We start from the raw sequence: 23,522 nt of genomic DNA on the forward strand, positions 1-23,522 counted from the left end.
CAACCTAGCGATGGTTCCGATGCTATGACCAGCGGATATTCAATTTTATCCGGTGTAGCCGAGAAATCCAGAGCAGGCGGAGCCGGGAAAGCGGTGCGAGAGCTGTCGGACCCACCTGATTGGATGGTCGGATGCTGCACGGTCTGTGGTCGCCGGGATCTGGCCTGCTGCTGTGGACCGACGACGCGGAATCCGCTGCAGTACCCGAACCCCTCGGCGGTGTGCTGCGGTCGTCCAAGTTCCGGCATCGGGCCGAGGTGCTCGGCGCGGACGGGTCCGCGTGTCGACAGGTGCGCGCGCACGCGATGGCTCCCGCGGCCGCCGCGACGGCGTTGCGGCAGCGATTGCCCGCCGAAGCCGTCACGGGGGATCTGCGGTTCCTCGCCCATGTCGCGCACGGCATCGAACGCTGGGCTCGGGCCGGCCGGATCGTGCCGGAGCTGCGACGTGAGGACGGCCAGTGGTGGGTGCGCTGGCGGCTGCTCGGCGGTGAGCGGCAGCGCGCCTGGCTCGCCGAATTGGCGGTCGCCATGCCCGCGGCGCTTCGGGTGGCGGGGCGGCCCGCCGCCGTCCTCGACGATCTGGTCGGCGAACTCACCGATCCGATCGCGCGGGAACTGATCGAGACACCCACGTCGACGCATCCGCTGCTCGCGGCGCTGGTCGACGATATCGCGCTGGAGGGCGGCAGCTACCAGCTCGCCGAGGTGCTGGAGCGCTGGCGAGCCAGCCTCACCGTGGATCAGCCCGAGTTGGTGCTTCGCCTGCTCGAACCCGACGGCGCATTCGGCACCGAGGATGAGACGGTCGCGCTGTGGCGGTTGGAGGTCTGTCTGCGCGTCGCGGGGGAGGCGCCGAATCCGATTCCGCTACACGGCGATCCGAGTCTGGTGCGGACCGCGGTCGAGAAGCTGGGTGAGGCGCAGCGGGCCTACCCGCGCCTGCGTGATCTCCCGAGCGACCCGCACACCATGGACCTGCTGCTGCCCACCCCGGTCGTCGCCGATCTGGTCGAGCACGGCGCGCATGTGCTGCAGGCCGCCGGTGTCCGGCTGCTGCTGCCGCGGGCATGGAATATCACCGCGCCGACCATGCGGCTGCGGGTGGACAGTGCGGTCCCGGCCGTCGAGAGCACCGTCGGCATGCGCGGATTGGTGTCCTACCGTTGGGAATTGGCGCTCGGCGATACCGTGCTGACCGCCGCCGAGATGGCACGGCTGGTGCACGCCAAATCGGATCTGGTGCAACTGCGTGGTGAGTGGGTGCAAGCCGATCACAAGGTGCTGGCGGCCGCGGCCCGCTATGTGGCCGCCCATACCGACACCTCGCCGATCACCCTGGCCGACATGCTCGGCGAGCTCGCGGGCGGCCGGGTCGATCAGGTGCCGATCACCGAGGTCACCGCCACCGGCTGGGCGGCCGAACTGCTGGATCGGCGCCATGATCCGGAACCGGTCGCACCGCCGGACGGACTGAAGGCCGAGCTGCGCCCCTATCAGCGGCGCGGGCTGACCTGGCTGGCCACCATGAGCCGAATGGGTTGCGGCGCAATCCTGGCCGACGATATGGGGCTCGGCAAGACGGTGCAGGTACTGGCGCTGCTGGTGCACGAACGTGAAGCTGCCCCGGATGCCGCAGGGCGGCCGGGGCCGACCGTGCTGGTGTGCCCCATGTCCGTGGTCGGTAACTGGCAGCGCGAAGCGGCGCGGTTCGCACCGGACCTGCGGGTGCTCGTACACCACGGGGTCGGACGCCGAACCGGTGCGGAACTCGATGCGGCGGTGTCGGATTCGGACCTGGTGATCACCACCTACGCGCTGCTGGCCCGGGATATCGAGGAACTGGGACGGCAGTCCTGGGAGCGGATCGTGCTGGACGAGGCGCAGCACATCAAGAATGCGGGCACCAGGCAGGCGCGCGCGGCACGGGCGTTGGCGGCCAGGCATCGTCTGGCGCTCACCGGAACCCCGGTGGAGAACCGGCTGGAGGAATTGCGCTCGATCCTGGATTTCGCGATGCCCACATTGCTCGGCAGCCCGCAGACCTTCCGCGCCCGTTTCGCCGTCCCGATCGAACGGGAACAGGATCAGAACGCGATCTCCCGACTGCGCTTCCTGACCCAGCCGTTCGTGCTGCGCCGGGTGAAGACCGATCCCGCCGTCATCTCCGATCTCCCGGAAAAGCTGGAGATGACCGTCCGCGCCAATCTGACCGTCGAGCAGGCCGCGCTGTATCAGGCGGTGGTCGACGACATGATGGCAAAGATCAAGGATGCGAAGGGTATGGCGCGCAAGGGCGCTGTGCTCGGCGCGCTGACCAGGCTCAAACAGGTCTGCAACCATCCGGCGCACTTCCTCGGTGATGGTTCGAGGATTCTGCTGCGCGGCAATCATCGCTCCGGCAAGCTGGCTCTGATCGAGGATGTGCTGGAATCGGTGCTGGCCGATGGGGAAAAGGCGTTGCTGTTCACCCAGTTCCGCGAATTCGGCGATATCATCGCGCCCTACCTGACCGAACGTTTCGGCACCACGGTTCCGTTCCTGCACGGGGGAGTGCCCAAGAAACGGCGTGACGCCATGGTCGAGGACTTCCAGTCCGGCGACGGTCCGCCGCTGATGCTGTTGTCGCTCAAAGCGGGTGGTACCGGGCTGAATCTGACCGCCGCCAATCACGTGGTGCACCTGGATCGCTGGTGGAATCCGGCGGTGGAGAATCAGGCGACCGACCGCGCTTTCCGGATCGGTCAGCAGCGCAATGTGCAGGTGCGCAAGCTGGTCTGCGTCGACACCATCGAGGAAAAGATCGATGAAATGATCAACGGCAAGCGCATGCTCGCCGAGCTGGCGGTAGGCGCGGGGGAGAACTGGATCACCGAGCTCGGCACCGACGAGCTGCACGAATTGTTCGCCCTCGGCGCCGAGGCGGTCGGCGAATGAGCCCCTTCGAGGATTACCGCAAATATGGCAAGCGTCGTCCGGTCGAGGGCGGGGTGGCGGCCCACAGCAGACGCGGGGGATTCGGCCGCACCTGGTGGGGTAAGGCGCTGATCGACGCGGTGGAGGCGATGGCAGAGCCGGGCAGACTCGCCCGCGGCCGCACCTATGCCCGGGCCGGTCAGGTGGTCAGCTATCGGATCGAGCCGGGTGCGGTGACCGCGGAAGTGCAAGGCAGCCAACCGCGTCCGTTCACCGCGGTTTTCGCCGTACGTCCGCTGCGCGACGAGGAGCTCGAGCTGCTGATCGACACCATCCGCACCGCGCCCGGCATGCTCGCCGAAATCGCCTCCGGCGCCCTGCCCACCGGCCTGGGCCCGCATCTGCTGCCGACCACCGCCGCCGACCTGGATTTCGCGTGTACTTGCCCGGACGCGGGCTGGCCGTGTAAACACGTGGCCGCGGTCTGCTACCTGCTGGCGGAGCGATTGGACGAGCGCCCGCGCGAAATCCTGACACTGCGCGGGCTGGACCTGGACACCCTCATCGGCGGCATCGAACGCGATCCGCAGCCGACGGCCTCCGATGACCCGTACGGCGATCACGCCCACCTCCCCGACCTGCCGAAGCTGGACTTCCGTTCCGCACTGGACGATTTGGATCCCACGCTGCTGCGCCGCGCGATGCGAATGGTGGCCGAGGACGAACCGACCGCCGCCGCTGGACTCCGCGAGCTGAGCACGCTGTACGAGCTGCTCGGGCACTGAAGCTATTCGGGCGCTGAAGGTGTCGGGAGGCTGAGCGCGGTACCGGATTCCGCCGGGCACCCGGCAGCGCAACCGACCACGCCTCCCGGACATAACGGGCGGATTTCGCCCGGTGTGCTGCGGATCGGTAGCTTCCTCGCGCCGGGTGCCACTATCCAGTCTGCGGTGGTCGGGGCACTCGGGAAATGCCCGAACGCTGTCCCCGCGCTGCCCGTTCGGGCATCGGGCATTCGGGCGTGATAGTCCGGCCGTCGCTGCGGAGCCGATACGGCCGCAGTAAGTTCCGCCGGTGACGGCGACGTTCGGGGCATACGATGGAGCGGTAAGAGCGTGATCGGCGTTGTGTTCGGAATTGTCACGGGCACAACGTATTTCGTTGATGAGCACCCGGCAGCGGGGCTGTCGGCGGCCGGGTCAGCTCGGGACGGGACCTTATCCGGCGGCGCCGGGACTCCCGGTGCCGGGTACCTCTCTCAGTGTGCGGTCACCGATTTCGGAGCGGTACTGCCCCAGGGATGCCCGGTCGCTGCCCCTCCACCGTCCTTCGCGGTGCGGCCGAACCGCCCGGTCGGTGGGGTAATCATCGCGACGCAGAGCTTATGTCATAGGCTGGGTGTCGTGGCGGGCAAGACCCCTGGCTGGAATCCGGGCCGGTGATTCTCGGCACCGCTGGTCCGACCGGGCTCACCATCGACAAGCTGGTGGCCTCCACCGGTCTGCGCACATGGCTGCGGGACGCCGGATATGCCGCTACCGACGCCGACCAGCTCGCGCCGGTTTCTCTACCCGCTGGTGCCAGGGGCAAGCAAAACGCCGCTCGAGGCGCCCGCGCCCGCGGTGCGCCCGCTGTGCCGTCGGCTTCCATGGTGAGCGCGCGCTCATCGGGATCGGTGCGGAGCTCGGTCCGATGAGCGTCGATCGGGTTGCGCGGGTAGACGATCTCGGATCCGTCGTGGCGATGCCGGCACCGGTGCGGCGCGTGATCTCGCTGGTGCCCTCTCTCACCGAATCCGTTGCCGCCACCTGTCCCGAACTGCTTGTCGCGGTAACGGATTGGTGCACTCACCCGGCTGACTTGGCCGTCGAACGGGTCCGCGGCACCAAGAATCCGAATGTGCGCCGCATCATCGAACTCGCCCCGGACCTGGTGCTGTGCAATCGCGAGGAGAACCGCCGGATCGATGTCGAACGTCTCCGGGCCGCGGGAGTACCCGTATGGGTCACCTCCATCGAGACGGTGGACGAGGCGTTCGCCTCGCTCACCCGCCTGTTCACCCGCGCACTCGGCATCGAGCCCCCGCGGTGGCTCGCCGACGCCGAATCGGCCTGGTCAGCACCCCCGCCCGCGCCGCGCCGGGATGCCGTGATCCCCATCTGGCGTAACCCGTGGATGGTGGTCGGCCGCAATACCTTCACCGGTGACCTGGCCGGTCGCCTCGGCCTGCACCTGGTCCACGCCGACCGGTCCGACCGGTATCCGCGAGTCACGGCGGACGAGCTGACCAGCGGCATATCCCTCGCGGTACTGCCCGACGAACCCTACGTCTTTACCGAAACCGATGGCCCCGACGCCTTTCCGGGAATTCCCGTCGCGCTGGTCGAGGGGCGCAGTCTCACCTGGTACGGGCCTTCGCTCGTAACCGCGCGTACGACACTCACCGAGCAATTGGCCCGCGCCGCTGTCCGGTGAGTGCGGGTCCTACGCCGTACCGAGCTCGTAGTCGAACCAGATGTGGTGGGTACCCTCCGCATCCACGGTGATATCCCCGGTGCCCGTGATGCCCGTCAGCTCACCGGTACCGCTGTTGGGCACGATCAGGAAGAAGGGATCGCTGCGATCCGCGCCGGAGGTGGTCGCGGAATGCAGGAAGTTGAAGGTTCCGGCGCGGCCGTCGACGGTGCCCTCGAACGACTCCATCGCGACATAGCTGCCGGTGCCGGCGGCGTGATCGAACGCGGAGGTGAACAGCGTGGCCGAGCGACCGGCGATGTCGCCCTCGAAGATCTTCTCGATGGTGGCGATGCCGACCGGCAGCGCGGTGGTGATGGCGGGTTGCGGGGATACCTCGGCGGGGACGAAGGAGGCGACGGAGAAGGTGCCGGTTGCTTTCATGCGGCGAATGGTAATGACCGGCACCGACATTCCGTGCTCTCCGAGCGGAAGCCGGGACTCAGAGCCCCAACCCGGCCCCGATCGGGATCACCGGGTCACCGTCGGCGGCACGGGCCTCGGGATCGACGGGGTCGAATTCCGCGGCCGCCCCAGCGGTGCGCCATCGCCGCGCCGTCGCCCGATGATCCGGTCCTGTTCGGCCGATGCCAGCCGGTCCCACTCGGCGGTCTTCATCCGGATCTTGCGGAAGACCAGGTAGGAACCACCGCGGAACCAGGCGGGTTCGTCGGCGGCGTCGACCCACACGGTGCGGTCGAAGGTCGCGGTGCCCGGCTGTGGGTTGGCGGTGCCATCCTTGTGGCCGAACATATTTCGCGGCGTCGCACCGGAGCTCGGCCACCTCAGGAAACCGTGCTGCGTCCGGCGCATCTTCGCCAGCCCGGGCATTCTGGCCCGCAGCGCCCGGAAGGCGGCGCTGATCACCTGGGCGTCGTCGGCACGGAGCTAGACCAGGACATCGCCGCCGCACTACGCGGGATTCTGCGCCGGTTCCGGCGCGGTGGCCCGCCCGCCGAGGCTAGCGGAACGGCGACCTACCCCGCAGTCGCGAACCGGTAGTCGTCGAGGTCGAAATGGCCACTGCGCCAAGCTGCTTCGACAGTGGTGGACGGTCGTAGCGGAACATCGCCGTGTTTGTCGAAGTAGTAGCTGTTGGCCAGCGCACAGCTGTCCTGCCAGAAGACCTGGTTGCCGCGCCGGGCCAGCATTTCCCGGAAGAAGCGGTCGTTGGCCTCCTCGGTGACCTCGATCAGCGTCGCATTGCCCGCGCGGGCATGGCGCAGGCAGCGCAGGATATGCCTGGTCTGGTTCTCGATCAACGCGAAGTACGAGGATCCGTTGTAGCCGTAGGGTCCGATGATCGAGAAGAAATTCGGGAACCCCGGCACGCTGACGCCCTCGTAGGCCTGCAATCGGTTGTCGTCCCACCACTTCTCCAGGTCGAGACCGTCCACACCGTGCAGGTCGTAGGTGGGCATATTGCCGGACTCCATCACCTTGAATCCGGTCGCCAGGATGAGCACGTCGGCCGGGTGCTCCGTACCGGATGCGGTGCGGACGCCGGTCGCGGTGATCCCGGCGATCGGATCTGTCTCCAAGGTCACGTTGTCGCGATTGAAGGTGGCCAGGTAGTCGTTGGAGAAGCCGGGCCGTTTGCAGCCCAATGCGTACCGGGGCGTGAGCTTTTCGCGGAGCGCCGGATCGTGGACCTGACGTCGCAGGTGGGCGAGGCCGAGGCGTTCGCCGACCGCCGCGGTCGGCAGGCTGCTGTAGTAGTGGGCGGCGATGGGGAAGGTGATCTCGACATAGGTCTGGCTGATCAACCGGGTCAAGGGTCGTCCGCCCGGCAGCCGCAGCGCCCACCGCAGCGGCGCCGGCAGTGGGATATCGGGGCGCGGCAGGCACCAGATGGGGGTGCGCTGGAATACGGTGAGCCGCGCCACCTTCGGCGCGATCTCGGGAATCACCTGCACCGCGGACGCGCCGGTTCCGATGATCGCGACGCGCTTGCCGCGCAGGTCCTGCCGGTGATCCCAGCGCGCCGTATGCATGGTGACGCCGTCGAATGCCGAGATCCCCGGAATCTCGGGCAGTTTGGGCCGGGTCAACACCCCGGTCGCGCTGATCACGAACCGTGCGGTGAGATCGCCGCCGCCGTCGGTATGCAGCACCCACCGGTGCTGGTCGGAGTCGAATTCGGCTCCGGTGACGGTGGTGCGGAACCGGATCCGCGAGCGCAGTCCGTACTTGTCGACGCAGGTCTCGGCGTAGGCCTTGAGCTCGTGCCCCAGCGCGTAGACCCGTGACCAGTCCGCGCGCTGCTCGAAGGAGAACTGATAGCTGAACGACGGGATATCGACGGCGACACCGGGATAGGTATTCCAATGCCAGGTGCCGCCGACCCCGTCGGCCTCGTCGACGAGGAGGAAATCGTCGAAATCGGCCTCTCGCAGCTTGATCGCCGCCCCGATACCGGAGAATCCGGCACCGACGATGATCACCTCGTGGTCGATTCCATTGCTGGTCATGCCACCTCCTGGTGCGGTGCGCCCGGATCACCGGCGAGCACGATGCAGTCGAACCTGTGCTCGATGCCGTCGACGGTGCGCAGCCCGAGCGGGACGAAGCGGGCGATCGGAAATGTGATGAGTTTGCAGTTGTCCCGCCGCAGCGCCGCGTAATAGTGGTCGTGCAGCGTGATCACGCCGGGCCGCTCCGGTGTGAGCTGCCTGCGCACCCACGAATCACGCACCTGTAGGCGCAGATTCGCCCGTGCCGCCAGCCGGAGGCCGCGGGCGGGCAACCGCCGCAGCAGCGGGTCGGTGCCGGGGATCGGGCTGCGCGGCAGCACCCAGATCGGATCGGTCTGGAAGACCCGTACCCGCCCGGCGGTCGCGACGACGGCGGGCAGCACCTCGGCGACCGCGGCGCCCTCGCCGATCACCGCGACCCGCTCACCGGTGAGATCCGGCCGATGATCCCAGCGATCGCTGCGAATCCATTCGCCGGTATAGGAATCCGCGCCGCGTAGCTCGATCATTTCGCGACCGGCTCGTAGGTCAGATCCTCGGTCCACGACGGCGGTCTGCCGAGCAGCCGGGTCGGAAACAGGTCGATGCCCTTGGTTAGGGTGCCGGAGATCAGCCGCAGCGGCTGCATGCGGTTGATGGTGGCCGTGGCGTGGTACCGGACCACGTGATAGAGCGGCACCCGGCGGATATTCGGATTGCGTTCTCCGACATGCTCATAGCGCCGAACGGCATTCCACAGCTTCTCCTCGTCCAGGCCCATCGCCATGATGCTGCCCGCCATCCGCGACAGCAGCGGGGCGTAGAGCACGGCGCCCAGCACCACGGAGGGGCGGATCGCGTAGCCCGCGGTCTCGATGAGCAGGGTGCGCATCGGCCCGGCGCCGAGCTGCTCCAACACCTGGAATCCGACGGCCAGATGCCGGGATTCGTCATTGTTGATATGCCGGAACACCTCGTGGCAGAGCGGATCGCGCACCTCGTCCAGCAGGAATTTCACCAGTGCGCCGTCGAGTGCGGTCTCCAGCGCCGGAACCACGGTGCCGAGCACCGGCAGCGAGAGGCTGTCCGCGTACCGATCGAGGAATTCGATCACCAGCCGAATATTCTTGTTGGGCACCGGCATCGCGTCGCCGTCGAGCATGCCCCAGCGGCGCATCAGCGCCAGTTCGGCATTGGCGTGTTTCTGCTCCTCGGCCGCGAAGTAGTGGTAGATCTGCTTCAGCGCGCTTTCCGGGGCCTTGGTGGTGAGCGCGGCGAATCCGCGCTGGCCGACGTGTTCGATCCAGACCAGATCGGCCATGAACGCCGCCAGCCGCGGGCGTTGTTCGTCGGTGATCAGCTCGGTGCCCGGTGCGTCCCAGTCGATATCGGCCAAGGCCCACTGCTTGTCCTTGACGGTGGCCAGCATGTCCGGGTATGCGAAGGCCTCGCGTCCGCCCGGCCTGGGATGGGGGTTCGGGCGGACCGCCTCCGGCGGGGTCTTCCCGGCGAACGTCATTGTTCGATCTCCTTCCGGATAACGCGCTACCGCACGATGCGCCCCAGCAGACCGGCCGCCCGGGTGTACGGTCCGGGCAGCAGCCGTTTGGTCTGCCAGAGCAGCTTCGCTTCGATCTGGGGCACCACGTAGAGGGATCCGCCGTCGACCGCGTCCAGGGTGGTGCGTGCGATCGCGGCGGGCGGTCGTCCGGTCCAGCGCAGTAGGGTGCCGCCGAGGCGCTCGGCGAGCTCGTCCATCGGTGAATCGGCCTGCAGGATATTGGTTTTCACGCCGGTCGGGCAGAGCACGGTAACGCTCACGCCGGTGCCCGCGAGCTCGGCGGACAGGGTCTCGGAGAGCGCGAGCACACCCGCCTTGCTGACGTTGTAGGCCGCCATCCGCGGCGCGGCGCCGAAGGCCGCGGCGGAGGCGACATTCACGATCGCGCCCCGCCCCGCCGCGCGCAATCGCGGGGCGAAGACGTGGCAGCCGTGGATGACGCCCCAGAGGTTGATGCCGAGGGTGCGCTGCCAGTCGGCGAGTGGGAAGTCGCCGATCAACGGTCCGCCCGCGCCGATGCCCGCATTGTTGATCACCACCGTCGGGGGTCCGCCGAACCACTGTTCCGCGGTGTCGGCCAGCCGGATGACCTGCTCGATGCGGGCGACGTCGCAGGCGGCTTCGACGGCCTTACCGCCCGCCGCGGCCACGAGTTCGGTGGTCTCGGCGGCTCGGTCGAGATCGATATCGGAGCACACCACACGCCCGCCGCGTCGGCCGAGTTCGATGGCGAAGGCCCGTCCGATCCCGCTGCCGGAGCCGGTGACCACCGCGTCGGCGTGGGCGGTCCGGCGGGGTCCACCGAAGGGGTTGAGCCGCATAACAACTCCCGGAGAGCTAGCCGGTGGGCTCAATCTGGTGTCGTCTGACACCATTGTCCGCACCTGCCACCAATTAGGCGCGCATTGCGGTACTTTGTCAACCATGAACCTGCGTGCACCGGCGCGGACCTGGGGCGGCCGCACCGCCGAGGAGCGGCGCGCCGAACGCCGCGCGCGCCTGATCGACGCCGCGCTGGAAATCTGGATCGAGAACGGCTGGGCCGCCGTCACGATGCGCGGGGTCTGCGTGCGCACCGCGCTCAACGATCGCTACTTCTACGAACATTTCGCCGACCGGGACGACCTGCTGGCCGCGGCCTGGGACGACGTGTGCGCCGAGGTCTTCGCCGACCTCGCCTCGGTCGTCGCCGAGAATGTCGACCGTCCGGCCCTGGAGATCCTGCGCGCGGCGGTTACCCGCGCGGTTGAGCTCCAGTCCGATGATCAGGGTCGCGCCCGGATCCTGCTGGCCGACCACGCGGGCAGCGCCGTGCTAGAGCAGCGCCGCAAGACCATGCTGTCGGACGCGACCGATCTGCTGATCGTGACCTCCCGCCCCTATCTGCGCCCCGATATCGATGAAACCGAGGTGCGCATGAGCACCCTGGTCGGCATCGGCGGCTTCATCGAACTGCTCACCGCCTGGCGCACCGGCACCCTCGATATCGACGGCGAACGCGTCATCGAGCACACCAGCAGGCTGGGGGCCCTGCTCGGCGCCCAGTTCCTGCCCCCGGACGTGATTACCGGCGCCTGAGCGCGCCGAGGACGGAGCGATCGGTCACGGTTCGATCCGGTAGACCCGCCGGGCCGTGCCGTGGAAGATCTGGTCCAGCTCCTTGGCGCCGCCACCGTGGTCGGCGACGGCGGCCGCGATGGTGTCGATGCTGTTGGTGATGCTGGTAATCGGTTTGTCCACCGGAAAGTTGGAGCCCCACAGCAGCCGTTCTGCACCGAAGACCGTGAGCGCGTGGTCCAGCAGCGGGCCGATGCGCTCGAGCAGGTCCTGGACCGGGGTCGCGGTGCCGCGCGGTGGCACCGGGTGGCCGAGGATCGGCATCATCAGGCCGCTGACCTTCGCGACCACATTCTGGTGCCCGGCCAATTCGGCCAGGTCGTCGCGCCAGCGCAGGAACAGTTCCCTGCGACGGCTCGGGTTGGCGCCGGTCTGTTTGCCGACCGGTCCGACGATGCCCGCGGGCGTCCCGAGATGGTTCAGCACGATGGGCACCCCGGGGTAGCACTCCGCCAGCGAGGAGACATCGGGTAGCGCGTGCGAATACACCCAGGCTTCGAAGGAGAGCTCACGTTCGGCCAGATGCGCGAAGCCGTCCAGGAATTCCGGTGCGGTGAGAGCGCTTCCGGTCGTGGTGAAGGAACGGATGCCGGGGTCCGGGTGGTGGGCGACCATGGTGCGGATCCCGCGGAACAGTGGGGACGCGTCACGGTGGGCGTCGAGCAGCTCGGCGAATCCGGGCGCGGCCGGATCGGCGCTGCCGAGGATCGCGCCGAGCGCGGGTCCGTCACCGCCGAAGGGCAGTGCCGCGACCCATTCGGTCTCGCCCACCTTGCCCAGCGGGCCCTTTCCGGCCCATTCGACCTCGATATGCGCGACCGCGTCGATGGGCTCGCCCGCGGCATCGGCCCGATAGTCCGCCGGCAGATACGGGTGCAGGTACGCGGTGGGATCGCCGACGAACTCCCGATCGCGCCGTGGCGCCAGTTTGGCCGCCATATCGACCGAGATCGGCAGCATGCGGAAGGCCTTCGCCGTCAGCCCGAAATCGCGCGGGGTCGTGAACGGATCCCACTGGTGGATGTGTGCGTCGATGATCCGGATATTCGTGCGATCCATGGCTGTCATCCCTACCTCGCCGAAGGCATTGACCTCGCGATTGTTACACGGGTGCGGGTGGTGCCGTCCGGAATCAGCCGGACCCGTATGCGGACAGAACGTCCGCACGGCCGCGTCGGCGATATCTCTTTCAGACGTTGCGGCGGTATTGCCCGCCGACGCGGAAGAAGGTGTCGGTGATCTGCTGCAACGTGCAGACGCGGGCGGCGTCCATCAGGACCTCGAAGATATTGTCGTCGGTGCGCGCCACGGCTTCCAGGCGGGCCAATGCGGTGTGGGCGTCGTCGCGGTGCCTGTTCTGGAAGTCGCGGACGCGGGTGAGCTGGGACTGTTTCTCGGATTCGGTACCGCGCGCCAATTCCAGCACGCGGTGCGGTTCGCCGTGCTGGTTGCGGAAGGTGTTGACGCCGATGATCGGCAATGAACCATCGTGTTTGCGCTGTTCGTAACGCATGGACTCGTCCTGGATCTTGCCGCGCTGATACCCGGTCTCCATGGCGCCGAGTACACCGCCGCGATCGCTGATGCGCTCGAACTCGAGCAGTACCGCCTCCTCCACAAGGTCGGTGAGCTCATCGATGAGGAAGCTGCCCTGAAGCGGGTTCTCGTTCATCGCGACGCCCCATTCGCGATTGATGATGAGCTGGATGGCCAGGGCCCGGCGCACCGAGTCCTCGGTGGGGGTGGTCACCGCCTCGTCGTAGGCGTTGGTGTGCAGGCTGTTGCAGTTGTCATAGATCGCGATGAGCGCCTGCAGGGTGGTGCGAATATCGTTGAAATTCATCTCCTGGGCGTGCAGTGAGCGACCCGAGGTCTGGATGTGGTACTTGAGCTTCTGCGAGCGATCATCGGCGCCGTAGCGGTCGCGCATGGCGACCGCCCAGATACGCCGGGCCACCCGGCCGATCACCGAATATTCGGGATCCATGCCGTTGGAGAAAAAGAACGACAGGTTGGGTGCGAAGTCATCGATACGCATTCCGCGCGCGAGATACGCCTCCACATAGGTGAATCCATTGGCGAGGGTGAAGGCCAGCTGGCTGATCGGATTCGCACCCGCCTCGGCAATGTGATAGCCGGAGATCGAGACCGAGTAGAAGTTGCGTACGCCGTTGCGCACGAACCATTCCTGGATATCGGCCATCATGCGCAGACTGAATTCGGTGGAGAAGATGCAGGTGTTTTGTCCCTGATCCTCCTTGAGGATGTCGGCTTGCACCGTGCCGCGTACCGTCGCCAGCGCGCGCGCCCGGATATCGGCGGCCTCGCCGGTTGTGGGCTCACGCCCCTCCGCAGCCGAGAAGCGTTCCAGCGCATGGTCGATCGCGGTATTGAGGAAATACGCCAGGATGGTCGGGGCCGGGCCGTTGATCGTCATCGACACCGAGGTGTTCGGCGCGGTCAGATCGAAGCCGTCGTAGAGCGCCGTCATATCGTCGAGCGAGGCGATGGAGACACCGGAGGTGCCGACCTTGCCGTAGATATCGGGTCGCTCGGCGGGATCGTGGCCGTAGAGCGTCACCGAATCGAAGGCGGTGGATAGCCTTTTCGCGTCCGAATGTTCGCTGAGCACCTTGAAACGCCGATTGGTGCGGAACGGATCGCCCTCGCCCGCAAACATGCGGGCGGGATCCTCGTTGTCGCGCTTGAATGGGAAGACGCCCGCGGTGAACGGGAAACGACCCGGCAGATTCTCGGAGCGCAGGAACCGCAGCAGTTCACCATGATCGGTGAAACGGGGCAGTGCCACGCGGGGAATCGAATTGCCCGACAGCGTTTCCCGGCGCAGCGGGGTGTGAATCTCCTTGTCGCGTATCCGCACCACCTGCTCGTCACCGCGATACGACGCCGCGAGCCGTGGCCATTCCTCCAGGAGTGCGGCATTCGCGGCGCCGAGTTCGGTACGGGCGCGTTCGGCCAACTCGTGGACCGCGGCGTCCTCCGGCAGTTCCGAGGCCACCAATTCCAGCCGTTGCAGCCGTTGCGCCGCGGGGATCTGCCGCGCCGTTTCCGCGTGATAATCACGCACCGCCTCGGCGATCTCGGCGAGATAGCGGACCCGGGCGGGCGGGATGATCTGCGCGAATCTGGTGGAGGCGCGGGTCTGTACGCGGGGGAGCGCACCGGGCTCGAGCCGCAATCCGTATTCGGCCAGTTGCCCGGTGAGGTGCTGGTACAGCGCGGTCACACCGTCGTCGTTGAAGGTTGCCGCGCTCGTGCCGAAGACCGGCATATCCTCGGGGGTCGCACCGAATTCCTCGCGATTGCGGATCAGCTGTCGCGCGACGTCGCGCAGCGCATCCGCGCCGCCGCGGCGTTCGAATTTATTGATCGCCACCACATCCGCGTAATCCAGCATATCGATCTTCTCCAGCTGGGAGGCGGCGCCGAACTCCGGTGTCATCACATACATCGAGACATCGACATGTTCGGTGACCGCGGCATCGCCCTGTCCGATGCCCGGCGTCTCCAGGATCACCAGGTCGTATCCGGCTGCCTGGCAGGCGGTCACGATGCCGTCGATGTTCTGCGGCAGTTCGTGCCCGCCCCGGGTGGCCAGCGAGCGGAAGAAGATGTGGTCGCCGTCGAGCGCGTTCATCCGGATCCGGTCGCCGAGCAGGGCGCCGCCGCCGCGCCTGCGGGTCGGGTCCACCGCCAGGATCGCCACCCGCAATTTGTCCTGCTGATCCGAGCGCAGCCTGCGCACCAATTCATCGGTGAGCGAGGACTTTCCGGAGCCGCCGGTGCCGGTGACGCCGAGCACCGGGACGGTGCGAGCGGCCGCCGCCGCGGCGAGCGCCTGCCGGTCGGCCTCGGGGAGGGTGTCCTGTTGTAAGCAGGTGATGGCCCGCGCGAGGGCCGCGCGCTCGCCGGTGAGTACCGCGTCCAGCACCGGCGGTTGGGTGGCGAGGTCGTAATCGCATTCGCGGATCAACTGATTGATCATGCCGGGCAGTCCGAGTCGCTGACCGTCCTCGGGCGAGAAGATGGTGACCCCGGCGTCGGCGAGTCGCGCGATCTCCTCGGCGACGATCACCCCGCCGCCACCGCCGAATATCCGGACATGCTCGGCCCCGGCCTTTTTCAGCGCATCGGCGAGGTATTCGAAGTACTCCACATGGCCGCCCTGATACGAGCTGACCGCCACGCCCTGCACATCCTCGGTGAGAACCGCGTCGACCACCTCGCTGACCGCGCGGTTGTGCCCCAGATGAATCACCTCGGCGCCCTGGGATTGCAGGATCCGGCGCATGATGTTGATCGCCGCGTCATGCCCGTCGAACAAGGCGGCGGATGTCACGAATCGGACGGGATGGGCGGGCGCGTGCAGCGCGGGATGTTCGGCCACGGGATTCCTCCGGCGAGTCCATTTGGCGCCCGATACTAGGACGTCAAACAAAGTCTACGGTGATGGCCGTCACAGTGCTAGCCATTGCCGATGCGGTGTCGGCCGGACGAGGTACCGCCGCCGGGGGCCGGGAGGCCGACATACTGGGCATGTGGTTGTGGATGAGCGGGTGCGGGCCGCATTGGAGCGGTTGGTCCAGGAAACCGTGCTGACCGATGAGCAGCGGCACGCGGTGCTCGCGGCGGTCGCGGCCGAGGAGCAGGCACCTCGCCCGACGCCGGCCAAGCTCTTCGCCGAGATCGCCGCGTATGTGGGAGCCGGGCTGCTGCTCGGCGGCTTCGCCTTGGTGGTGGCCGCGTCGTGGGACAGTCTGGGGCGCGCGGGCGGGGTCGGGGTCTTCATTGTCGTCGCGCTCGGCCTGATGGCGGGTGCGGTCGCGCTGGCGGGTGGAATGTCCGGGTTGTTCGCCACGCCGGGCGTCTCGCTGACACCCCGCACCCGGCTCGCGACCGCACTGCTTGTACTGTCTGCCCTCGCCGCGACCGCCGCGGTGGGCGTCGGGCTGCCTGACGGGAACTCCGATTCGACCTGGGTGATCGCGTCGGCGGTGGGATCGGTGGTGGCGATACTCGGTTACGTGAGCCTGCCCTCGATGCTGGGGATGCTCGCCTGCGCCGGATTCGGGAGCGCGCTGGTCATCGGGTTCTTCGACGTCGTGACAACTGCGAGCGACGGTTGGATCGGTATCGGTCTGTGCGTCCTCGGCGGCGTCTGGTTCGCTTTGACCCGCGCGGGAGCCTTCGTCCCGGCATGGTCGGGATATTCTGTCGCGGTACTCATTTCGATAGTCGGCGCCCAAACCTTCGACTTCTACGATGAGCGGTGGACACCCTGGCTGACCGTCCTGGTCGCCGTGGTCGCCTTCGTCCTGTACGCATTCGACCGCCTGCCGGTACTCGTCATCGGCGGCGCGGGTGCGCTCGCGCTCGCGGTGCTGGAAGCGGTCGTCCACTGGACCGACGGCGCCCTCACCGCCTCGCTCGCGGTCCTGACCCTCGGCGCCCTCGTACTCGCCGCGGGTGCGGTATTCCTCGCCAGGGCCAACAAATCGCCGAGCTAGATCCGAGCTTCACCGGCCCGGCGGCATGCGACGCGATGCGGTACGAAAGATCTTCGGCCAGGGGTCTTGACGGTAGCTCCGGACTGGTGGAAAACTCTTCTATCTTCGCATTGGGTCGGAACGTTCGGGCGGATCCACCAACTTCCCGGGGGATTTCAGAATAATTCGCAATTCCATCCGGTTTGCCAGATGTGTACGAACCGCTCGCCTGACAGAACCGTTTTACCGGATGGTTGATTTGCTGACCGAGCGCCAGTGCCAGGTCGCCTGAATGCTTCGGCAGTTACTGGTTACTCGACCTCCTCCGGAGATTCGATCCGAACTGTGCCGTTGCACCACGTGAGAGGGATTCGATGACTGTGTCCCGACTCGATATGCGCAGTTAGTCGGGTATTTCGCACAGAGCGCTTCCTGTTCTCGTTCACGTGTCGACACGCAAAGACAAGGAAGGAGAATGAGATGTCTCATAATCCGGCCGAGTCCGTCGGTTGGTCAGTCACGGCGGTTGCGTCGAAACAGCTGGTGTACGGACTGGGGACGCTGGGCTACGAGTTCAGCAGCGACGATCATCGTAAGTCGTTCATTGCGAAGATCACGTACATGATGAAAAGCGCGGCCGAAGAGGTCGTGTCCTGGTTGTCGGATCTCGGGGGCAAGAAGCCCGCTGAGCCCACCGGGCTTGAATCCGATCCCGACGACCCACGCCAGATGGTCGAATATCTGCGAAAGAACCCGTCCGAAGCCAAGGGTTTGATCTGGACGCTGATCGTCGACCAGGCCCCGATCTACGCCATTTCCCCCGCGGGTACCGACGAGGGCGAGATCTACGCGCGGCTCATCGAGCTATTGGACGGCCAGGCGCGCGGCGATGCGGCGATGGACGGCGCGGACAGCGGGCCTGACGGCATGAAGGCCGGAGACAGCGAAGCGTGTATCTGGCTGATCGGTGTGGCCGGTCGACTGGGTGGCAGGACCATCGAGTTGCGTTCCGGCCAGATCGTTCCCGTCCTGGAGGTCGAGCGGGCGGACCGGCTCAACGGGTTGGATATCCGTGAGCTCGTGGATATGACCACCGCCGGGGCGGCGGAGACGAAAGCCGATCGTACACAAGACCGGACGAGCCTGACCGACAATGAGATCGATGAGCGGGAACGCTCGAGGCTGCGCGGCTTCCTGAACCGGATCCACTTCGACAGCCGCAACCTCGGCGTCACGTCTCGTGATCGTGCATTGAATTTCGCTGTCTTCCAGGGTTTCTCGATCAATAACGCGGATCTGTGGGCCAGGAGTGACTTCGCGACGATCTTCGCCGACGACATATCGATGGAGTCGATCGATATCGAGAAGAGCGCCTTCGAGCGAGGGGACGGTGACACTCGGGAGGTCGAGTTCAGGTTCTATGACCCGACCTACACCCGGAATGTCGAGAAGGTGTTCCGCTACACCGTCGACGTCTCCGGCGTCCAGCCGATCACGGTTCGCATGCGTCATTCGGATGAGATGTAGGAGCGGATGCACTGGCCGGGTTCACCCTTGGTGGGCCCGGTCTTTGTGGTATGCGGCCATGGGCGAATGTTCAGCGACAGCGGCCCAGCGCTCGTGCGGCGCGCAGCCGATTCGCGAGGAGGTTGCCCATCCACATCGGGCGAAGAAGGGAAAGGTGCGTACCCGCTCCTTTCCCTCCTCAACTTATAGCGCACAGGGGGGCTTGCGGCAAGGCCCGGGTTGTGCCGCAGAATCGTCGGCCGGAGCCAGTACCTGCGGAAATTGGAGTAGCGAGCATGCGTGTGTTGTCGACCACCGGGACGAGCGGGGACGCGACGAAAGACTCCGAGGAGCGCGGGCGAGTGACGGACACCGATGTGATCATCGTGGGCGCCGGTCCGACCGGCCTGATGCTGGCCGGTGAGCTGCGCCTGGCCGGAGTGCGACCGCTGGTGCTGGAGCGGCAGCCGCAGCCCCGGGAAATCCCGAAGGCCAGCGGTATCGGCGGGCGGATCCTGGATGTGCTGCGCTATCGAGGCCTGCTGGAACGCTTCGAAGCGGCCGGCAGCGGCCCCTACCCGCCACCCCGATTCCCGTTCGGCGGTGTGTATTTGGACCTCACCCAGCTGGCGGATCCCCCGATGCGGGCGCTGCCGATCGCGCAGGCGGGAATCGAGCGCGTGCTCGATGAGCACGCTCGTGAACTCGGCGCCGATATCCGCCGCGGACACGAGGTGGTCGGGGTGAGCCAGGACGTCGCCGTGGTGACCGTGGACGTGCACGGGCCGGACGGGCCGTACCGGGTGACCGCCCGATACCTGGTGGGCTGCGACGGTGGGCGCAGCCGGATCCGCGATATGGCGGGTATCGCGTTCCCCGGCACCACACTTCCGGAGGTCAACCGGCTCGGCCAGGTCACCACGCCCGATTCGGTGACCGTGCTCGGCGACGGCCACCTCGACGTCCCCGGGATAGGCAGGATCGCCGCGGGTTTCACCCGGACAGACCGCGGCATGTTCGCACTCCACGCCACCCCCGAGATGCTGTTCCTCCAAACCACCGAGGACGAGACCACCGAATACGACAATGACGAGCCGATGACCCTGACCGAGCTCCAGGACAGCATCCGCCGCGTGCTCGGCGCGGATCTCCCCCTGGGCGAACCGATGCGGCTGTCGCGCTATGTCTTTCAGGATCGGCAGGCCGAACGGTACCGCGACGGGCGGATCCTGCTGGCCGGCGATGCGGCTCACCTGTTCCCGGCCACCGGCACGGCGCTCAACGCCGGTATGACCGATACGGTCAACCTGGCCTGGAAGTTGGCGGCCGACATCGACGGCTGGGCACCCGAAGGCTTGCTGGACACTTACCACCACGAGCGCCACTTCGCCGGCGCCCGCGCACGGCTACAGACCCGAGCCCAAGTGGCACTGCGGCGCGGAGACGACCCCGCCGCCGAAGCACTTCGGGAAGTCTTCCGGGAACTGCTCGCCGACGAACCGGCATCGCGTCGCATGGGAGCCCTCGTCGGCGGCGCCGACATCCGCTACCCGGCACCCGGCCCCGACCAGCACGCCTTGACCGGCGCCTTCGCACCCGACCTCACCCTGCATACCGACCGGGGCATCACCAGCGTCGCGGAACTCATGCATACCGCACGACCCATCTTCCTCGACCTCGCCGACCGCCCGGATCTGCGCGAGGTCGCCCAGGACTGGCAGCACCGCATCGACATCGTCACCGCCAAAGCCGATGACCGCCCGGCCGACGCCTTCCTGATCCGCCCCGACGCCCACATCGCCTGGGCCGCAACCATCGACGAACCCGCCGACACCGCCGCCCTCGCACTGCGGGAAGCGCTGTCCACCTGGTTCGGCGCACCCCTGGAAGCGGCAATGTAGGGCATCGACCCACGGGTCTCCAGCGAGCGGTCTGCTCGGCCGCCGACGGTCCGCCGATGGGCGTTCATGTTTCAGCCTGGGCAGGTACGTCCGCGAACGGTACGGTCGGTGGCACAGGGCCGGTTGCGTCGTTCAGCCGGTTGGGGATTCGCGGACAAGGGGGACGCTGCTGATGGCTGGAACCGCGTCGGTGCTCGAGGTCACCGAACATTGGGTCGATGGTGTGCGTTGCGCCGTACACGACAGCGGGCCCGTCGATCGCCGGGAGGCCGTGGTGTTCGTGCACGGCAATCCCGGTCCCATGGACGACTGGGCGGAGTTGGCGCCGACGATCGCCGGGTTCGCGCGCGTAATCGCCATGGATATGCCGGGTTTCGGGCGAGCGCAGCGGCCGCGAACGTTCGATCACAGTGTTGTCGGGCACGCACGCTTCCTGGGCCTGCTGCTCGACCAACTCGGTGTCGAGCGGGCACATCTGGTCCTGCACGACTTCGGTGGGGCGTGGGGACTGCGGTGGGGGCTGGACCACCTCGAGCGGTTGGCCAGCCTCACACTGATCAACTGCGGTGTACTCGACGGCTACCGCTGGCACCGGTACGCGAAGATCTGGCAGACACCGATACTCGGTGAACTGTTCCAGTTGGTGAGCACACCGCGCGCCATGCACGCCGCGCTCAACCACGACAACCCCAAGCCGCTGCCACGGGCCTACATCGACCGTGTCGACGGCTACGCGGACTGGGGACACAAGCGGGCCGTGCTTCGGCTCTACCGTAATTCGCGTGACCCTGCCGCCTCATTCCCGGAAAGGAACCTCGGCGTCGCGGCGAACGCCCTACCAACCTGCGTGATCTGGGGTGACGGCGACCCGTACATTCCTGTGCGGTTCGCCGAGCAGCAGCGAATCCACTTCCCCGAGGCCGAGATTCACATCCTCGAGGGCCTAGGACATTGGCCGTTCATCGACGACCCGCAGGCGGTCCTCACACCGCTGGCCGCCTTCCTACGCGGACAGGTTCGAGCTTGAACCCACGATGTGCGCCGCAGCGGCGTGCGGACCCGCACCAGTCGCACGACTAAGGTTTCGAGTCGACCGCGAGACCGGAAATGAGCTGCTCGATCACCGAGCGGATGGCAGCGGTGTCCTCGGCGGGGTCCGCGGAGTGTGCGAGGTATTGCGCGGCCTCGTCCAGCGCACCCACGACGACCAGCGCCAGCGGCCGCACGGGTTGGGTTCTGATGCGTCCGGCGGCGATGGCCCCGGCCAAGGCGTTCTCCACCCGACCGATCGTGTGCCGGAGTTCGATCTCCCGCCACCGGCTCCAGCCGAGTACCGCGGGCGCGTCCAGGAGCGCGATCCGTTGTACTTCCGGAGCGGTCGAGGCCTGTAGCCACGCCAGGCAGCCCACGATCAGGTTGGCGATCGGATCATCGGACTGCGACTCGGCGACCGCGGCGCCGATCACCTCGACCAGGCTGCGTTCGAGGTCCTCGAACACCGCCTCGAACAGATCCCGCTTCTCGCTGAACTGGTGATAGAGCGCTCCGCGACTGACACCGGCGGCCTCGGCGACCGCGATCGTGCTCACTGCGCCATATCCATACTGCCCGAACAGTTCTCGCGCGGCGCGGATCACCGCACCGCGCGTCGAGGCCGAGCGTTCGGCTTGGGTTCGGCGATCAGCGTTCATGGCGACGTCGAATTCTAGGGCAGCGCCGAATTCTCTTCGATCCGTGGCACTTCGACCCTTGACCGGTGATACGACCATCCTGGAACATACAGTCATCCTGTTTGTAAATTAGAAGGATTTGCGACTATGTCCACTAGCACCATGGATCTGTTCGAGCGCTACCACGCCTGCTGGGTAGACCGCGATCCCGACCGCATCGTCGAATTGCACACCCCCGACTCGATATTCCACCTGCACTCCGGTGGCCAACCCGCTCGCGGGCGCGCCGAGATCCGCGCCGCCGCCGCGGAGACCTTCGCCCTGGTCCCGGACCTCACCTTCCACCTGGTCAACCTGCGCGTCGGCGACGACTTCTGGGTGGTCCAGTGGAGGCTGACAGGCACCTCGGCCACGGGCGGCGCCGTCGACGTGGACCTCGCGGATGTGGTTCTGATCGAGGGCGGCGCGGTGCGGGAAAAGCACTCCTATGTCGACGGGGTAGCGATGCAAGCCGCGCTGGCCGCCCCCGCTGACATCGCCTGAGCCGAGCGGGACAAAAGCGCGTGTCCGCTGAATCATTGTGGGCGGAGCCGGGCACATTGCTCGGGATGATTCAGCGCGGGCGCGGAGCCTGTTACCGCGACGCCCGGGCACGGCCCGCGTCGGCGGGCGATTTCGTGGTCGCCTGCGTCGTTCGCGATCCTCGATGGGACCACCAGGTCGAGCAACGCAGTTGGCTGTACGCGGCTCTCGTCGCCGACCTGGGGGTCGATCTGTCGCGGTTGCGCGCGGCGTACGCCGGACCGGCGGACCCGAGCGGAGACTCCGACGCCTGGCTCGCCACCGGGGTTGCCGTGCTGCTCGCCCGTCGCGGTGTCGACGGCGCTGTCACCGAGCTGCGGCACTACCTGCGTTCGAGGAGAGATCTCGACCAGGCTCTGGACGCACTGATTCCGTTCATCGACCACCCCGAGGCCCAAGGATTGCTCGACGAAGTACTCGAGGTGGCCGATGACGAACAGCTGGGGTCCGCCCTGGCTCGGTTCGGTCGGTTCGGCGATGTGTCCGCACCGCCGTGGCCGGAATGGCGGCGTGCGAGCGCGCGCATCGAGCGGATCGTCGCAGCGGTCGAGCGGACTCGGTCGGCACGCGAACACCCGGTATTCGACCGCGCCACCCGGGAAGCGGCAGAACGCGAACGGGTGCTGCGAGCCGCCGTCGAGTCGAACCTCATCGCCGCGACATCGGTGCGGCGGCTGACCGAGGAACGCTGGGAGACAACACTTCTGGGTATCGCACCGGATCTGCTCCAGGACAAGGAATCTCCGCATGTCACACGGATGGCCGTGCGTAGATGCCTGCGCAGACTACGTTCACCCGACGCACTGGCGTGGGCCCGGGCGAATGCCGCCCTCGACGGTGCTGTCGGGTGGACCGCTCTGCCCCTGTTCGCCGACCTTGCCGAAACATCCGACGCTCCTCGGCTGCTCTCGCTCTTGGTCGAGGCCGTAGCGGGTGGCAACATCCACATCTACGACCAATTCGACCTCGTCGCCGCCCTCGGTCGCTTGGACCATGTCGCAGGCATCGCAACGGTCGCGGACATCTTCGACACCACCGTCTACTCGTATCTCCGCACGCAGTGCGCGACGACATTGAGCCGCCTGGCCCCGGATTTCGCCGCAGAACGGGCAGCCGAATGCCTCGACGACTGCGAGCCCGGAACGCGGAGAATCGGCATCACCCACGCGAACATGTCGGTCCCCGAGGTCGGTGAGCGCATCCGCCGGATCGCCGACGATCCGACCGAGGAGGATGGCAACCGCCGAGCCGCCGCGCTTCGAATCATGCGGTGACGCTGAGACTCCTTCCGGAACC

19 protein-coding genes are annotated in these 23,522 nt (G+C 67.1%); 10 read left to right on the forward strand and 9 right to left on the reverse strand.

Annotated elements, in window-relative coordinates:
• Positions 1-131 precede the first annotated feature (131 nt).
• From AB0H61_RS32400 to AB0H61_RS32410, 3 genes are all read left to right on the forward strand, one after another.
• A complete protein-coding gene (locus AB0H61_RS32400) occupies positions 132-2,936 on the forward strand; it encodes a DEAD/DEAH box helicase (RefSeq protein WP_357311554.1) in 2,805 nt (934 codons plus the stop codon).
• Positions 2,933-3,700 (forward strand): SWIM zinc finger family protein, encoded by a 768-nt coding sequence (locus AB0H61_RS32405; RefSeq protein WP_357311555.1) that lies wholly within the window; start codon positions 2,933-2,935, stop codon positions 3,698-3,700. The genes AB0H61_RS32400 and AB0H61_RS32405 overlap by 4 nt, the downstream gene beginning before the upstream one ends.
• Before the next feature lie 907 nt (positions 3,701-4,607).
• Complete coding sequence (locus AB0H61_RS32410; protein WP_357311556.1) at positions 4,608-5,390, forward strand: helical backbone metal receptor; 783 nt, start codon at positions 4,608-4,610, stop codon at positions 5,388-5,390.
• 9 nt (positions 5,391-5,399) lie between these two features.
• Here AB0H61_RS32410 and AB0H61_RS32415 read toward each other — a convergent pair whose 3' ends face one another.
• The 6 genes from AB0H61_RS32415 to AB0H61_RS32440 form a co-directional block, all read right to left on the reverse strand.
• Positions 5,400-5,813: a DUF3224 domain-containing protein gene (locus tag AB0H61_RS32415; protein WP_357311557.1), complete on the reverse strand. Its 414-nt coding sequence runs from the start codon at positions 5,811-5,813 to the stop codon at positions 5,400-5,402.
• Between the two features lie 87 nt (positions 5,814-5,900).
• Positions 5,901-6,296, reverse strand: a complete 396-nt coding sequence (locus AB0H61_RS32420; protein WP_357311558.1) for a Dyp-type peroxidase — start codon at positions 6,294-6,296, stop codon at positions 5,901-5,903.
• A gap of 110 nt (positions 6,297-6,406) precedes the next feature.
• Positions 6,407-7,900: an NAD(P)/FAD-dependent oxidoreductase gene (locus AB0H61_RS32425; RefSeq protein WP_357311559.1), complete on the reverse strand. Its 1,494-nt coding sequence runs from the start codon at positions 7,898-7,900 to the stop codon at positions 6,407-6,409.
• The gene (locus AB0H61_RS32430; protein ID WP_357311560.1) at positions 7,897-8,412 is read right to left on the reverse strand and encodes a hypothetical protein; all 516 of its coding nucleotides are present in this window, start codon (positions 8,410-8,412) and stop codon (positions 7,897-7,899) included. The genes AB0H61_RS32425 and AB0H61_RS32430 overlap by 4 nt, the downstream gene beginning before the upstream one ends.
• Positions 8,409-9,311, reverse strand: coding sequence for a ferritin-like domain-containing protein (locus AB0H61_RS32435; RefSeq protein ID WP_357311608.1), 903 nt, complete (start codon positions 9,309-9,311; stop codon positions 8,409-8,411). The genes AB0H61_RS32430 and AB0H61_RS32435 overlap by 4 nt, the downstream gene beginning before the upstream one ends.
• A 116-nt stretch (positions 9,312-9,427) precedes the next feature.
• Complete coding sequence (locus AB0H61_RS32440; protein ID WP_357311561.1) at positions 9,428-10,264, reverse strand: SDR family NAD(P)-dependent oxidoreductase; 837 nt, start codon at positions 10,262-10,264, stop codon at positions 9,428-9,430.
• Positions 10,265-10,367: 103 nt separating this feature from the next.
• Here AB0H61_RS32440 and AB0H61_RS32445 point away from each other — a divergent pair, with 103 nt between their 5' ends.
• Positions 10,368-11,021 carry a TetR/AcrR family transcriptional regulator gene (locus AB0H61_RS32445; protein WP_357311562.1) on the forward strand — a complete coding sequence of 218 codons (654 nt, stop codon included), beginning with the start codon at positions 10,368-10,370 and terminating at the stop codon, positions 11,019-11,021.
• A 24-nt stretch (positions 11,022-11,045) separates the two neighbouring features.
• Here the strand turns inward: AB0H61_RS32445 and AB0H61_RS32450 are convergent, their stop codons facing one another.
• Entirely contained in the window at positions 11,046-12,119 is a 1,074-nt protein-coding gene (locus AB0H61_RS32450; RefSeq protein ID WP_357311563.1) for an amidohydrolase family protein, read from the reverse strand.
• Between the two features lie 130 nt (positions 12,120-12,249).
• On the reverse strand, positions 12,250-15,468 hold the full coding sequence (icmF, locus tag AB0H61_RS32455) for a fused isobutyryl-CoA mutase/GTPase IcmF (RefSeq protein WP_357311564.1): 3,219 nt from the start codon (positions 15,466-15,468) through the stop codon (positions 12,250-12,252).
• A 151-nt stretch (positions 15,469-15,619) separates the two neighbouring features.
• Here icmF and AB0H61_RS32460 point away from each other — a divergent pair, with 151 nt between their 5' ends.
• The 4 genes from AB0H61_RS32460 to AB0H61_RS32475 all read left to right on the forward strand — a co-directional run bounded on the left by AB0H61_RS32460 (position 15,620) and on the right by AB0H61_RS32475 (position 21,001).
• Positions 15,620-16,588 (forward strand): DUF2157 domain-containing protein, encoded by a 969-nt coding sequence (locus AB0H61_RS32460; protein ID WP_357311565.1) that lies wholly within the window; start codon positions 15,620-15,622, stop codon positions 16,586-16,588.
• 459 nt (positions 16,589-17,047) lie between these two features.
• A complete protein-coding gene (locus AB0H61_RS32465) occupies positions 17,048-18,094 on the forward strand; it encodes a hypothetical protein (protein ID WP_357311566.1) in 1,047 nt (348 codons plus the stop codon).
• Between the two features lie 341 nt (positions 18,095-18,435).
• Complete coding sequence (locus AB0H61_RS32470) at positions 18,436-19,974, forward strand: FAD-dependent monooxygenase (protein ID WP_357311567.1); 1,539 nt, start codon at positions 18,436-18,438, stop codon at positions 19,972-19,974.
• 172 nt (positions 19,975-20,146) lie between these two features.
• Positions 20,147-21,001, forward strand: coding sequence for an alpha/beta hydrolase (locus AB0H61_RS32475; protein ID WP_357311568.1), 855 nt, complete (start codon positions 20,147-20,149; stop codon positions 20,999-21,001).
• A gap of 49 nt (positions 21,002-21,050) precedes the next feature.
• Here the strand turns inward: AB0H61_RS32475 and AB0H61_RS32480 are convergent, their stop codons facing one another.
• Positions 21,051-21,665 carry a TetR/AcrR family transcriptional regulator gene (locus AB0H61_RS32480; protein WP_357311569.1) on the reverse strand — a complete coding sequence of 205 codons (615 nt, stop codon included), beginning with the start codon at positions 21,663-21,665 and terminating at the stop codon, positions 21,051-21,053.
• Between the two features lie 126 nt (positions 21,666-21,791).
• On the opposite strand from AB0H61_RS32480, the gene AB0H61_RS32485 reads away from it, so the two are divergent.
• Together AB0H61_RS32485 and AB0H61_RS32490 are read left to right on the forward strand one after the other, a co-directional pair.
• Positions 21,792-22,187: a nuclear transport factor 2 family protein gene (locus AB0H61_RS32485; protein WP_357311570.1), complete on the forward strand. Its 396-nt coding sequence runs from the start codon at positions 21,792-21,794 to the stop codon at positions 22,185-22,187.
• 20 nt (positions 22,188-22,207) lie between these two features.
• Complete coding sequence (locus tag AB0H61_RS32490; protein WP_357311571.1) at positions 22,208-23,500, forward strand: hypothetical protein; 1,293 nt, start codon at positions 22,208-22,210, stop codon at positions 23,498-23,500.
• Positions 23,501-23,522: the final 22 nt, after the last annotated feature.

It is taken from the genome of Nocardia sp. NPDC050710, assembly GCF_040654375.1.
In the GTDB taxonomy this organism is placed as follows: domain Bacteria; phylum Actinomycetota; class Actinomycetes; order Mycobacteriales; family Mycobacteriaceae; genus Nocardia.